Genomic DNA, 15,439 nt, shown 5'->3' with positions numbered 1-15,439 from the left:
GCAATACCTCTTTTTCTTCCACTAGGGATATATTTTTTACATAGAGTCGAAAGATTTCTCTCCGTGATACGACTCATCAAGACCTTCTGTTTCTGTATGAGCATCAATTCTACCGCCGGCAGTTAATAAAGTACTCAATTTGAAAAGAATTGCTGAAGCTACACCTGCAAATACAATTGTTACAACTACTGCTTTCAATTGTACTAACACTTGACCAGGGTTACCGTATAATAAACCTGCCGCTCCGTTTACTTCAGGATTAGCAAATACACCTGTTAAGATCGCACCTACAATACCCACTAAACCGTGAATACCAAATACATCTAAAGTATCATCATATCCTAAAGCTTTCTTTAATTTCACTACACCATAAAAACCAACTACACCTGAAATCAAACCGATTGCTAACGCTCCTGATACATCTACATAACCTGATGCTGGAGTAATACCAACTAAACCTGAAATTACACCTGATGCCGAACCTAATAATGTAGGCTTTCTTTCTTCAGTCATCCACTCAATTAACAACCAAGCCATACCACCTGCTGCTGCTGCTACGTTTGTTACTAACATTGCATTTGCAGCAATAAAATCTGCAGCTAATTGGCTACCGCCATTGAAACCGAACCAACCAAACCATAATAGAGCACTACCAAGTACCATTAATTTGATTGATGAAGGCTTTTCTGATTGCTCTTCACCGTGACCGATTCTGTTACCAAGCATTAATGCTAATACTAAACCTGAAATACCTGCGTTGATGTGGATTACTGTACCACCTGCGAAGTCTAATTCACCGTCATTACTAAGGAAGCCATTACCCCATACCCAGTGGGCAATTGGAGAATAAACTAATGCTACCCATAACGCTGAGAAGATCATCCAAGTAGAGTATTTAACACGTTCGATGATTGAACCACTTACAAGTGCTACTGCAATAGCGGCAAATGTACCTTGGAACATAATAAATAAAATACGAGGGATTGTTTGTCCTTCTATTACATCTGTAATCTTCACATCAGCCAACAAGAAAGAAGTAAAACCTCCAATGTATGCGTTTCCTTCTCCGAATGCAAAGCTGTAGCCAATGATTACCCATACTAATGTACCAGTACAAAAAGCAGTGTAACTCATACCAATAGTATTCAATACCGTTTTACGTTGAGCTAAACCACCATAGAATAATGTCAAACCTGCAGGAGTCATCAGCATTACTAATGCTGTTGCTATAAGCATCCAAGCTGTATCTCCTGTATTAATAGTTGCTGCTGCTTCCTGTGCAAATGTTAATGAGGGCATTAAAAATGCAGACAGTAATAACACCAAGCCTTTAAGGCTTGTATTTTTAATAGAAATCATAATAAATATAGGTGAGTGTGAGTATTTTTATATTTCCGATGCCACAAATTTATATAATTCATAATGATTAAAGCAAATCTTTAGCACATTTTTATCCAATCACACATTAAAATAATACCCATATTTCTTATTTTATTGAAATTTTACAACAACATAAGATTAAATTAAACCCAAAAAGTACAAATAATAACACATTTACCATTTGTTAGGTTCATTTTTCAATCAAACGACATATTATTCACCCTTAATTCATAAAAAAAGGCCTAACCACGGTCTGTGATTAAGCCTTTTTCCATCAATTTTAAGAAAAGATTAAGGTGCAAGTCTATTTTTACCCCAATTTCCATTCTCATCAAGCAAATATTCGATTCTGTCATGTAATCTTGACGGTCTTCCCTGCCAAAACTCAATTCTTGTCGGTTTTATAGCAAAACCACCCCAATGCGGAGGACGAGGTACTTTTGTAATAAACTTCGCTGCATATTTCGCAAAACGAGTTACGATCACATTTTTGGAAGAAATCACACTACTCTGCTCTGAAGCCCACGCTCCCACTTTACTTTTATAAGGTCTGCTTTCAAAGTAAGTGTCAGAAGTAGTTTCGTCTACTTTTTCAACTGTACCTTCTATACAAACTTGTCTTTCTAGCTCTGGCCAGAAAAAGTTCAAAGCAGCTCTTTTAGATTCCTGAAGTGATTTACCTTTGTTACTTTCATAATTTGTATAAAAAACAAAAGCATTTTCCTCCACTCCTTTTAGTAATACAATTCTTGAAGAAATTCGTCCGTCGTTATTCACCGTTGCTACATTCATAGCTGTTGGCTCATGTACTTCTGCATTAATAGCTTCTTCCAACCAGATTTCAAACTGTTGAACCGGATTGTCTAAAACATCTTTCTCATCTAAATCTTTTTTCGAATAGTCCTTTCGGATATCTGCAATTTTAGATTTCATCTATTTTTATTTTAATGATGCGTCTTTTACGCCACAATATATTTCTGCTATTCTATTGGCACACAATTCACCGTCCATTGCCGCTGAGGCGATACCGCCTGCATAACCTGCTCCTTCTCCACACGGGAAAAGTCTTTTCAAAGAAATATGCTCACAAGATTCTTTTTCCCTTGGAATTCTTACTGGAGATGAGGTTCTACTTTCTACACCCACAATTTGAGCCTCATTGGTCATATAACCTTTCATCTTTTTACCGAAATCCTTGAAACCAAACTTCAAGCGGTGTGCAATTGCCTCAGGCAACACTTCTCGCATGTCTACTGATAACAAGCCAGGCTGATAAGATGTTTCATTAAGATTAGAAGAAATTTTTCCGTACACAAAATCAGCTACACGTTGTGCCGGTGCTACTTGGGTTCCACCTGCCACTTCACAAGCTCTTTTCTCTACTGCGGCCTGAAACTCCATTGCTGCCAAATTTCCATATTTCTGGATATATTCTGAAAAATCTTCATCATCCACACTGACAACAATACCAGAATTAGAAAATTTTGAATCTCTTCGTGAAGGAGACATACCATTCACTACCACTTCTCCCTCGGCAGTTGCAGAAGGTACAATAAAACCTCCAGGACACATACAGAAAGAGAACACTCCTTTTTTCTGACCTTTATATCCTACTTGAGAAACCAAAGAATAAGCAGCTGCAGGTAAATACTCTCCTCTATCACGGTCATTCAAATGATACTGTATTTTATCGATAAGCCCTTGCGGATGTTCAATTCTCACTCCCAATGCAAAAGGTTTTCTTTCGATCGTGATCTCCTTTTGATCTAATAATCTGAAGATATCTCTTGCGGAGTGTCCTGTCGCTAATAATACAGCTTCACCTGTAATTTGATTTCCATTTTGAGTGACAACACCTTTAATTTCATCTCTCTCAAGGATAAAATCTTCTACTCTTGTTTCAAAATGTACTTCACCACCAGCATTCAAGATACTTTCTCTCATTTCTTGAATTACTTTAGGTAATTTATTGGTTCCAATATGAGGGTGCGCATCTACTAGAATTTTCTCAGAAGCAGAGTGTGCCACAAAAATTTCACAGATTCTTCTAAAATCTCCTCTTTTTTTAGAACGAGTGTAAAGTTTTCCATCAGAATACGTTCCTGCACCACCTTCACCAAAACAGTAATTGGAATCTGCATTCACAATATTCTTTTTATTGATATTGGCTAAATCCTTTCTTCGCTTCTGCACATCATTACCTCTTTCAATCACGACAGGCTTAATTCCTAACTCAATAAGACGCAATGCGGCAAACAATCCAGCAGGGCCAGCCCCTACAATTACTACTCTTTTCCCATCCGCAACATTAGGATAGTCCTTTTTATAAGCAATGTTCAATGTTGGCTTTTCATCCACAAAGATTTCCGCCTCCACATTTACTTTTACTTTCTTTTTTCGAGCATCAATAGATCGTCTTGTCATCCGAACTACTACATTTTCGGCATCTTTCAGACCTTCTTTTTTGGTTATGAAAGCTTTAAAATTCTCATCATCGAAAGCAACGTTCGGAGAGACAACATATTGAGATACTTTTTTCATTTAATGTCTGTTCTTTATTTTTAAGAAAAAGATGTGCAAAATTAAGGAATGCAAATTTAGGAAACAGCATGCATAACTTCACTTAACAAAAAAAGCAGGCAACTTTCGCTACCTGCTTCCTTTTAAATATTTATTTCAAGTACATTATTAATCTACCTTTTCAGATAACTCTTGTACTTTATCATAAGCATCTTTACGTCCTGCCTCAAAAGATTTTTTATACAACTCCAATGCTTCAGCATAAGTTGCTTTCTTTTTCTTAGGAGCCAATTTTGTTCTACGCGCCGCTTCTTCCAAAGCTTCCGCTTGAGCATAAAACGCATCAGCCTCTGTCTTTTTCGCTTGAACCATTAATTCCTGAATTCTATTTTCCAACAAAGAAAGCTCTTCTTTTTTCTTCTGGATTTGGATTTCTTTATCAGAAAGTTCTTTTGCTTGAAGGTCTACAGTTTTAATCAACGCCTTATTTTCAGTTCTGTATTTATCCACTTGCTGTTTCAAGTCTGAAATCTCTTGCGTTTTCTGATCTAACTGTTGTCTTAATTTTCTAATTGTATTTGCGTATGCACTATTTTTAGTATTTGCCTTTGCAAGACTTGCCTCCATTTGCTCCATGCGGTTTTCAGATTCCTGCATATAAGCATCAATAGCACGAATTTTTTCTTCATATGTTTTACCGGAAATACCTCTTTCCATATCTACATATAAAAGGTTTCTTGACACATCAATCGAGTCAATCAATGCTCCTACCTCATCTAAAGTTTGAGCAGCAGCCTCAGCTCTAGCTAAATCCTCTTGAAGTTTTGCATTTGTAGCTTTTAGTTGATCATTTTCTTCTTGCATTCCACAAGATGTAAAAAACAATGCCATAGCACCGGATAAAAAGAATGAAAATGATTTTGTAATGTTATTTGCCATTTTTTCGATCTATTATTTTAAGTCTAAAAAGCGGTTGTAACCGAGCAAAAATAACACCATATAATTACCCGTTATTTTTGTTCATAAACTGAGTTAAAATTAAATGCTTTTTAAAATGTATCAAAGTAAGTTCGTATTTTTCATTTTCGAAAACTAAAAAGTGAGGCTTTAATTCTTGATTTTCACATTTTTTGGAATAATTATACATATATTTGTGCAACGGTTATTAAAATTAATGATTGAATTTATTTTTTTAGGATAGGTCTTTACCTATTCAATTCCTTAAAGTCCCCTATCTTTTTAAATATATAAGGTAGTTCACATTTCATTTTGAATGAAAAAAACAAAAATTCTTAGAATAATTGCTAGACTCAATGTTGGAGGCCCTGCAATACATACTGTTTTGCTTACTGATCAATTACAAAACGAAGAATTTGAGTCGAAGTTATACGCTGGACCAATTCCCAGCAACGAAGGAGATATGTCTTACCTTGCTTCTGAAAGAGACGTCGAGGTAAACTATATAAATGAGTTACAAAGAGAGCTATCATTAATCAATGATCTTAAAGCTCTTTTTCGTATTTTAAAGGTAATGTTGAAATACAAACCTGACATAGTGCACACCCATACTGCGAAAGCAGGCTTTATTGGAAGAGGTGCAGCTGTATTATACAATTTCCTTTCTAGTACGAAAACCAAAACTGTGCATACATTTCATGGACATGTATTCCATGGTTATTTCTCCCCTCTCAAAACCAAACTTTTCCTGTTTATAGAACGAAGTCTTGCTAAAAGTACAGACCGAATTGTAACAATTACAGACAAACAACAGGAAGAAATACTTGGATTTGGGATTGGAAAAAAGGAACAGCACAGCATGATCCCTTTAGGACTAGACCTGAAGAGATTCTATGTTAATGAGAATAACAACTTCCTACACGAAACCTACTCAATACCAAAAAACAAGAAACTTATTGGCATTGTTGCTCGTTTCACACAGATAAAGAATCTCGAAATGTTCATTAGAGTAGCTTCTTTAATCCATGGAAAAGATCCTGATACTCATTTTTTCATGGTAGGAGACGGAGAAGACCGTCCTCATTTAGAAGCTTACACAAAAGAGAAAAATGCATCTAAATTCATCACTTTCACCGGCTTTTTAAAGAATTTACCGGACATCTATTCAAGTTTGGATTTAGTTTTGCTTACTTCTAATAATGAAGGCTCGCCTGTCTCTATTATTGAAGCGATGACAAGCGGTACTTCTGTTGTTTCCACTGCTGTTGGTGGAGTACCTGATTTATTCACTGATTTTGGCAAAAATTATTTAGTCCAAACAAATGATGACGAAGCAATGGCTTCAGCGTCGCTAAACATTTTAAATTCCAAAGACAATAACCTCCGTTTTGTACAAGAACATCAAGACAGAACCTACAAAAGATATAGTTTTGATCGACTAGTACAAGACCTTACTGAAACGTACAAAGAGTTAACTTATGAATCAATTAACATTATTGCTTAGCCTTGTTATAGGTGCGGTTATATCTTTTTCTATCACTAGGGTTCTAATTAGGCAAGCTATAAAATTTAATATAGTGGACAAACCTAGAGCCGATCGTTTCCACACAAAGACTACAGCACTAATGGGAGGCATAGGCATTATGATCTCCTTCATTATTGTATCTACCCTAATCGAAATTTTACCTATTTGGTGGTCAGTTCCTGTCACTTTGGGAGTTTTAATTAGTGTAAGTTTTTTATTCAGAGACAAGAAAGTCAGTTCTTATATAGCAAGCACACTTACAGTTGTTACAGCAATTGGCAGTATCTTATTTGTATACGGCACTGAAGCTTTAGAACATAAAGCACTATGGCTTTACTCTGGGTCTTTGATCATCTTTTTCACTGGAGCATACGATGACAAATCAAAGGCTATGGAGCCAAAAGTGAAGCTTTTCTTCCAATTATTAGCATCTTCAATTGCTATTTTTATTGTTGGATCAGTCTCTTTCTTACCACCTGTTTTAAGTCATTTATTTACTTTCTTCTGGATTATCGGAGTGATCAACGCTCTAAATTTAGTAGACAACATGAACGGCTTATCTCCAGGTTCAGCCGCTATCTCATCCTTAGCTTTTGGGGTACTTTCTATCATCTACTTCCATAACGAACAAGTAGCATTGATCAGTTTGGTATTAGCAGCTGTACTGTTTGGTTTCCTTCCAAACAATTATCCAAATGCTAGAATATTCATGGGTGATTCTGGTAGTATGTTTTTGGGTTATATGCTTTCAATGATTGGCGTAATGCAGTCGTGGACTGTCACTACAAGCATTGACATCAGCATTATTACTCCAATTCTATTATTGGCTTATCCTATCTTCGATGTTACTTTCGTAACTATCAACAGAATAAGATCTGGAAGACCAATTTATGTAGGTGGAAAAGACCACTCTTCACATCTTCTTGTGAAATTTGGATTATCACCTGCAAAAGCTGTATTGTTATTTTACTGCTTGTCTATCATTACAGCTGTCATCTCTTATTACATCAACACGCTTAACCTTGGTTATGCAGGTACAGCATGTACTATTATTCTTTCTACTTTCTGTTTGATTGGCTACACTTTAACTAAACTTCATGATAAAGAGTATATGCCATCAAAAGCAGATGATACAGAGGAAAGCACTAATGAAAATGTAGAAGTAATTACAGTTCCTTCTCAGCGCAAACCGCTTAAGAAAGCGAGATAGAGACAGAACATTATATACATACATTCAATAAGAAAGGCTTGAGATTTCTATTATAGATTCTCAAGCCTTTTTTAATATGCATTAAGATAGAAAACAAGAGACATTTTCGAACGAAGAAAAAAAAAAAAAAACAGATCGTGGTTTGATCATTTAGAATATAAACAATATTTCTAAAAACGTTTAACTACATCATCACAAACCACCTTAACTCTTAACAAGAAAAATTATATACCTCATCAATCAACTCATTTGAGTCAAAAAAATATGATCTTACACAAAAAAAGGGAATGCCTTATTACAGACATTCCCTTATATTTCTCCAGAAAAAGCTCTAATTACTTAGCTGCTTCTTCGTTTCTTTTCGTTAAGAATTCCTCGAATTGCTTCAAGTCTACTTCCTCAGCATTTAAAGCAACTTTCTCTTTTAATGCGTTGAATACTTTCTCGTTGTAAACTTGCTCATAAGTTTGCTCGAAGTACTTACCGTTTTCTGCTTGCAAGTAGTTCTGAACGAATCCAGCCATTTGCTCATCGTCCTCACCCATGAAGCTACCAAATTGAGCTTTGATTGCAGTTAAAGCAGCTGCTTCAACATCTTCTTTCTCAACTTTGATATCGTTATCAGCGAATACTTTATCAGAAATTGCTCTCCACTTCACAGCCTCTTCGAATTTAGGTAAGCTTTCAGCTAACTCTTCTTCTTTCGCTTGAGGATTGTTCTGTAAGTATACTTTCTTCACTAACTCAGCAGGTAAAGAAATTGAAGTACCTTCAACAACTGCATTTCTTACGTTGTCGTTAGTTACGTTGTCGATTGCTTGAGTGTTTACTTCAGCAATAGTTTTCTTCAATTCAGCTTTAAACTCCTCTTCGTTTGATACTTTATCTGGACCGATTACCATATCAAAGAATTCTTGATTTAACTCAGGCTCTTCAGAACGAGTGATTTTAGTGATTTCGACAGTGAAGTCACCTTTGTAAGCTTCAGCCTCATCTTTATCTCCACCTAAGAATAAACGAAGACGGTTGTTATCTTCATACATTGTTTCAATGTCTAAAGTCACAACGTCACCTACTTTCTTGCCAGAGAATTTTCTTACGTTACCTGTGATTAATTTGTCGTCAAGATCAAATGCTGCACCTTCTTTTTCGAAGTCACCTTCAACTGATTTGAAAGTTGCAGTAATCAAGTCACCTTTTAAAGCTTTCTCTACGTCTACTTTCTTAGGGTAAGACTCTTTTAACTTAGCGATTGTATTTTCAACATCTGCATCAGTTACAGTTAAGTTGAAAGTATCAGCTTTTAAAGCTGCTAAGTCTAAATCAAACTCAGGAAGTAATAATTCGAATTCAACAGTTTGTTCTGCACCAAGTTGCTCAGGAGTGATAAAATCTCCTTTGTACATTGGTTGGAAAAGAGGTTTGATACCATTGTCATTCAAGTAAGTATCTACAGCTTTACCTACAGACTCGTTGAATGTTTCCATTTTCAACTGCTTACCGTACATTTTTTGTACCATTGACATTGGCACTTTACCCTTACGGAAACCTTTCATATTTGCATTTTTAGCATATTGCTTCAATCTGCTCTTATATTCCGGCATAAAATCCGCTTCAGCAACAACTACTGAAAGTAAACCGTATGAGTTCTCTTGTTTATCTAATTTGAATTCCAAAGTTCTATGATTTTTGGTGTAACAAAACTCTAAATAAAAATAATTTCTTGTGCAGAAATCATATAATTTGTGTGTTGAACTAAAAAATCATTGATTATAAATTCAACAACCTCCTACCCTCCACAAGACTAGATTTCAAGACTGACAAAATCACTAACACACTGAAAAACAAAATGTAAAATAGCAATTCAGCCTTCTCCATCTTCTTAAAATTTCAGATATAAACGCATATCGTCATTTTAAGCGATGCAAAGGTAAGCAACTCATTATTAAAATCATCGCACTTTGACCAAAAAAATGCAAACAACTGTTATAAACGAACCTATTAATAGTTAGGGATTTGAGCTGAAATTATACAGTTAAATTCCTGTTTTTATCCCGTAAAAATTACTCTATTCATCATTATTCCAACATTTGATTAGGATTATTTTCAGTTGAAAAAATGGCGGTTCAAAAGCACTTTCTTCTTAATATGTAGGTATTATTACATTTTTTTTGCAACTTAAATTTTTCAAGTAATAAACAGTATTATCTGTCATTACTTACAATCGGGATTGAATCTAAAAATTGTTGGGAGACTTGAAGATGAATATCGACCTAGAAAAGGAAAGAAGGGAACTATTATCAATGTACGCAAACCTATTGCGTAAAGCTCGTCCTTTTTTGAACGATAGTGACGATGTAAAAAACATTAAGAAAGCATTTTTGTTTGCAACAGACGCTCATAAAGAAATGAGAAGAAAGTCTGGCGAACCTTTTATATATCACCCTGTAGCTGTTGCCACCATTGCCACTGAAGAGATTGGCCTGGGCACCACTTCTATCATGGCCGCTTTATTACATGATGTAGTGGAAGACACGGATTATACTATTGAAGAAATTGAAGAACACTTCGGACCTAAAGTGGCATTGATTGTCAATGGTCTGACGAAGATTTCTGGAGCTGGCAAAAAAGGCGGTTCGCTGCAAGCTGAAAACTTCAGAAAAATGTTATTGACTATTTCTGAAGATGTAAGGGTGGTACTAATCAAGATTGCGGACCGACTGCACAACATGAGAACCCTCATGTCAATGCCAAAGGACAAGCAACTGAAGGTAAAAGCTGAAACTGAATACATCTATGCTCCCCTAGCACACAGACTTGGACTTTATAATATAAAATCAGAATTAGAAGACCTTAGTTTAAAATACTCTGACGGTCCTCTTTATGATGAAATCACCAAAAAACTGAAAGAGTCTCAAGAAGCAAGGGTACACTTTACAGATGAGTTCAAGACGCCTCTTACTGAAACGTTAGACAACCAAGGCTATAAATACACTATTAAGTCAAGGACAAAGTCAATCACCTCCATTGCTAATAAAATGAAAAAGCAAAAGGTGCCATTTGAAGAGGTTTTTGATTTATTTGCCATCCGTATCATCTTTGAAAGTCCTAGACAGACTGAAAAATCTACCTGTTGGCATATTTACTCTATCGTAACCGATTATTATACGCCAAATGTGAGCAGACTGAGAGACTGGATCAGTATGCCGAAATCCAATGGATATGAATCATTGCACACTACGGTAATGGGACATAATGGCCACTGGGTGGAAGTACAAATCCGTTCTAAAAGAATGGACGAGATCGCAGAGAAAGGATATGCCGCCCACTGGAAATACAAAGAGCAAGGGGAAGCTAACTCTGAACAAGGTATTGAACAATGGCTTAATGAGGTACGCTCCTTGATGGAAAATGACAAAGTCAATGCTGTTGAGTTTTTGGATGACTTCAGAACGAACCTTTTCAATAAGGAGGTTTTTGTTTTCACTCCTAATGGCGACTTGAAAGTCTTTCCTTTTGGTGCTACAGTTCTGGATTTTGCTTTTGATATCCATACAGAGGTTGGAGCAAAGTGTCTTGGTGCCAAAATCAATGGCAAGCTAGTCCCTTTGAGTTATCAACTGAACAATGGCGATCAGATTGAGATTCTTACTGCCAATCAATCTAAAGCAAATGAAGGATGGCTGAAGATTGTAAGAACTTCAAGAGCTAGAGCAAAAATTAAATCTCACTTAAAAGATGACCGTAAGCGTATCGGTATGATTGGCCGTGAGATTATTGATAGAAAATTCAAGCAACTGAAAATAAAATATGATGATAGAATAGCACAACAGCTTAGAGACTTCTTTAATCTAAGTAATGAAAGCGACCTCTATTATCAGGTAGGTGAAGGGATTATTGAACATAAAGAAATCAAAAAGTTCAAAGAACACCTTGACCATACCAACAATGTAAAGAAGAGAAAAATTGTTCCTGATTCTGCCAAGGAATTCAAAACCAAAATCAAAGAGGTGCGTAAAAGCAACGATGATGATGAATTGGTGATTGGTGAAGACATGGACAATGTGCATTATTCTATTGCCAACTGCTGTAATCCAATACAAGGTGATGATATCTTTGGTTTTATCACTATTAATAATGGCATTAAGATACACAGAACGAGCTGTCCTAACTCCGTAGCCATGATGGCCAATTACGGATACAGAATCATTAAGGCTAGATGGGCAAGTGAGAAAGAGACTTCATATATTTCTAAAATTGACATTGAAGGCACTGATCGTATAGGTCTAGTGAATGATGTTACAAGAATAATAACTAGCAGGATGAAAGTTAACATTCGATCTATTTCTATTGAATCCAACGATGGCATCTTTAGAGGTAACATTGAAATCTCAGTGAAAAATTTGAATGAATTTGAAAAAGTAATCAAGGAAATCTCTGATATTGACGGTATTATACGCGTTACAAGGAAAGACGACTAGGTTGTTTCTATCAAATAAATATCCCACAAAAAACGAAGCGGTGATGTCATCTGATGTCGCCGCTTTCTTTTTATAACGTTAATAAACTGCACCTAAAGGTGAAAAATTAGTACTTTGGCGATAAATTTATTAAATTTAAGCCGGTGTAATACAGTTACATTCAATTTGTTGCCCACTTCAATTAGAAGCTCGAACAATTGTCTACACTAAAAACTTTTTGAGGTTACCTTATTTTTTCATTTATCTATGAAAACAGGAATATTAGATCAAGCATTAACAATATATCAAGACCTTTCTAAGGAACTTACTCTAAATGGGTTATGTGGAAAAGTCATTGAATTAGCAAAATCAAAAACGATAGCGGAGAAAGTTGCCGTCATTATTAATGACAGCGGAAACTTTATTTTGAAAGCTAGCGGTTTGAGAGGGAAGGATGATATTTCATTTTTCGAAAGTAATCACCTTGCCCATGCAGATCAATTGCCTTTAAATGTAATAAAGCAATTAGTATCAAGTAAAAATCCTGTTGCTGTAGACTTAAGTAAGGTTGGAGACAAAATCAAAGCAGATGAATATATTAAAAAATCTGCCCCGTCATTCCTTAATTTCATCCCTTTGCGAGTGGAAGAGGAATTGATAGGATTTTTGATGCTTGAGCAAACACAAGAAGTAAACGTTACAGCTGAAAGTCTTAAGTTTATTCAAGTGATTGCACCGCAGATTGCTATTTTGATTCAGAATTTATCAAAATCAACTCCACCTGCAACTTCAAATGATAAAAAAGCTTCACCGAAAGAAGGTATCCTTTCAAAAGAAGACTTAGTAACTTTGGGTGAAATTGGACAAGTGATTGCTACAACTTCTTCTGTTGGAGAAATGGTGGAAACTGTGTACAATAAAATCAACTCGATTGTTGACGCTCAGTTCCTTGATATTGGTGTTTTAAACAAAAAAGAGCAACGCCTAGAATTTCCAGGCTCTTTTGAAGATGGGGAGAGACTTCCGTTCAACTTCTGTAGTTTAAAAGAAGAGAATAGATTAGCTACACTTTGTTTTAACACACGTAGAACGGTATTTATTAATGACTTCAATAAGGAAATCACTAATTATTTACCAAACTACGTTAACACTGCCCCAAGAATCGGTAAGAAAGTACAGTCGATCATTTACGTTCCTATTATGGACAAAGACAGCGTAATTGGTGTTATGACTGTTCAAAGTTCAAAAACCAACGCCTACACTGAATCTGATGTTTATTTAGTGAAGAGTTTGAGCTCTTATCTTGCGATTGCCATTGACAACTTCCAATTGTCTAAGCAGTCTAAAGTGAAGGATGAAACACACCTTATCACTACTAAGAAACAAGAAGAACAACTTTCAAGAGCCTATACTACTTTGAAGAGTTTAGGTGAGATCGGTCAGGATATTACTTCCAACCTATCCATTGAAAGAATTGCCTATACAGCCTACGAAAGTTTAAATAACTTGATCGATGCTCCGCTGTTCTCTATTGGTATTTACAATAAAGATAGAGCAGTAATGGACATCATCGCCAATATTGAAAACGGTGAAAAGCTACCGCCAAAAGCCATTTCATTAGATGATGAGAATAAGTTATCGATCTTGTGTTTCAAGACACTGAAAGAGATTGTAATCAATGATCTTATTTCTGAATATTCACAGCATTTGCCAAATGCAAAACTGAATACCGATAATCCTGATTCACTGCCTCAATCAGTAATTTACCTTCCACTGATTGGTAAAGAAGGTACCTTAGGTTTTATCACCGTTCAGAATTACAAGCTCAATGCTTTTGCTGATACTGATCTTAACGTTTTAAGAAACATTGCAATCTATATTGGTATTGCCCTAGACAATGCCCTGACATATGAAGGACTAGAAGAGGTCGTTTCTGAAAGAACTGCAGAGCTTCAGCAACAGAAAAATGAGCTGGAGGAAAACAAAGATAAAATTGAGCAATCGTATAAAAACGTACAGTTACTTTCTGATATCGGTTTAACACTATCATCAAGTTTAAGTACTGACAGTGTAATTGAAACTGTATATGAGAATGTAAACAGCTTGATGGATGCCACTACTTTCGGTATTGGTATTTATTCTCATAGAAAACAGCATATTGAGTTTATTGGTGCCATTGAAAAAGGTAAAAGGCTACCTGAATTTATTCACCAAATGAATGACGAATCTAAACTTTCAGCAATATGTTTAAGAGATAATAAAGAGATTGTCATTTCTGATATTACAGCAGAAATGCATAATTATATCAATGAAGGAGGAAAAATTGAGCAAACAGTAGGTGAAATGCCATACTCAATTATCTACCTTCCATTAAGAACGAAAGAGAAACTAATTGGTGTAATTACTGTACAAAGTTTTAAGAAAAACTCTTATTCTGACCTGCAAGTAAACCTGTTACGAAACATTGCCGTATTATCTGCCATTGCCATTGACAATGCGGTACAATACGAAAAGATTGAAAGACAAAAAGAAGAGTTACAATCTACTTCTCAGAAAATCACTCAGTCTATCAAATACGCGAAGCAGATTCAAGGTGCGATTCTTCCGAACCGTACTTACATTAAAAATATTCTTCCAGATTCTTTTATTTTCCACAAACCAAAAGATATTGTATCTGGCGATTTCTTCTGGTTCCATGAAAGTAACAAGAGGGTTTTCGTTGCAACAGTTGACTGTAACTCAAATGGTGTACCGGGTGCGATGATGAGTATCATTGGTACTTCATTGTTCAGAGAGATTGTAGAAGTAAGAAACATTACTTCTCCTGATGAAATTCTTGATGCAATGAACGAAAGAATCACAGTTCACTTGAATCAGAAAATCAATGACAACCAAGATTCTTTGGACATCTCACTTTGTGTAATTGACAAGAAGAACAATACACTGGAATTTGCAGGTGCAAATACTTCTATGGCTCGAATTATCGATGGTAAATTCTATATTATTAAAGGTACTCCTGCTTCTATTGGTGGCAATGAAGAAGATGAAACATCTTTCAACAAGCATACTTTCAGCTTAGATGACGATGCTGAATACTTCTTATTTACAGATGGCTACCACAAACAGATTGGGGGTGAGCGTAAAGAGGCTTATGGCAATGAGAGATTTATGAAGATGCTATTCAATAACAAAGGAGTAGACATGAGTAAAAAGAGAACTGCTGTCCGTAGAGCTTTCAATGACTGGATGGATGACGAATTGGTACAAACCGATGATGTTCTTGTATTAGGATTTAAAGCGAATGAATAATTATCGCTAAGTATTGAGACATTTTAAAGTATAACTAAAAATGAGCTTTTGAAAATTGAAGAAACAACTGTTTACCAA

9 protein-coding genes are annotated in these 15,439 nt (G+C 35.6%); 4 read left to right on the top strand and 5 right to left on the bottom strand.

Going from position 1 to position 15,439, the window contains the following annotated elements; all coding sequences use genetic code 11:
• Positions 1-36: 36 nt before the first annotated feature.
• The 4 genes from HHU12_RS16155 to HHU12_RS16140 form a co-directional block, all read right to left on the bottom strand.
• Positions 37-1,359: an ammonium transporter gene (locus HHU12_RS16155; RefSeq protein WP_169657787.1), complete on the bottom strand. Its 1,323-nt coding sequence runs from the start codon at positions 1,357-1,359 to the stop codon at positions 37-39.
• A gap of 312 nt (positions 1,360-1,671) precedes the next feature.
• Entirely contained in the window at positions 1,672-2,313 is a 642-nt protein-coding gene (pdxH, locus tag HHU12_RS16150; protein WP_169657786.1) for a pyridoxamine 5'-phosphate oxidase, read from the bottom strand.
• Positions 2,314-2,319: 6 nt separating this feature from the next.
• Positions 2,320-3,921, bottom strand: coding sequence for an NAD(P)/FAD-dependent oxidoreductase (locus HHU12_RS16145; protein ID WP_169657785.1), 1,602 nt, complete (start codon positions 3,919-3,921; stop codon positions 2,320-2,322).
• Between the two features lie 147 nt (positions 3,922-4,068).
• Positions 4,069-4,839, bottom strand: a complete 771-nt coding sequence (locus tag HHU12_RS16140; protein WP_169657784.1) for a hypothetical protein — start codon at positions 4,837-4,839, stop codon at positions 4,069-4,071.
• A gap of 334 nt (positions 4,840-5,173) precedes the next feature.
• Here HHU12_RS16140 and HHU12_RS16135 point away from each other — a divergent pair, with 334 nt between their 5' ends.
• Both HHU12_RS16135 and HHU12_RS16130 read left to right on the top strand, forming a co-directional pair.
• Positions 5,174-6,361: a glycosyltransferase gene (locus HHU12_RS16135; protein ID WP_169657783.1), complete on the top strand. Its 1,188-nt coding sequence runs from the start codon at positions 5,174-5,176 to the stop codon at positions 6,359-6,361.
• Positions 6,362-6,434: 73 nt separating this feature from the next.
• Entirely contained in the window at positions 6,435-7,592 is a 1,158-nt protein-coding gene (locus HHU12_RS16130) for an MraY family glycosyltransferase (protein WP_169657782.1), read from the top strand.
• Between the two features lie 335 nt (positions 7,593-7,927).
• Here the strand turns inward: HHU12_RS16130 and tig are convergent, their stop codons facing one another.
• Positions 7,928-9,268: a trigger factor gene (tig, locus tag HHU12_RS16125; RefSeq protein ID WP_169657781.1), complete on the bottom strand. Its 1,341-nt coding sequence runs from the start codon at positions 9,266-9,268 to the stop codon at positions 7,928-7,930.
• 585 nt (positions 9,269-9,853) lie between these two features.
• On the opposite strand from tig, the gene HHU12_RS16120 reads away from it, so the two are divergent.
• Positions 9,854-12,073, top strand: coding sequence for a RelA/SpoT family protein (locus tag HHU12_RS16120; protein ID WP_169657780.1), 2,220 nt, complete (start codon positions 9,854-9,856; stop codon positions 12,071-12,073).
• 246 nt (positions 12,074-12,319) lie between these two features.
• On the top strand, positions 12,320-15,361 hold the full coding sequence (locus HHU12_RS16115; RefSeq protein WP_169657779.1) for a GAF domain-containing SpoIIE family protein phosphatase: 3,042 nt from the start codon (positions 12,320-12,322) through the stop codon (positions 15,359-15,361).
• The last annotated feature ends 78 nt before the right edge of the window (positions 15,362-15,439 follow it).

This window comes from Flammeovirga aprica JL-4 (genome assembly GCF_012844305.1).
GTDB classification, from domain to species: Bacteria; Bacteroidota; Bacteroidia; order Cytophagales; family Flammeovirgaceae; genus Flammeovirga; species Flammeovirga aprica.
The sequence above is the reverse complement of the archived record's forward strand: the minus strand, read 5'-3'. Positions and strand labels throughout refer to the sequence as shown.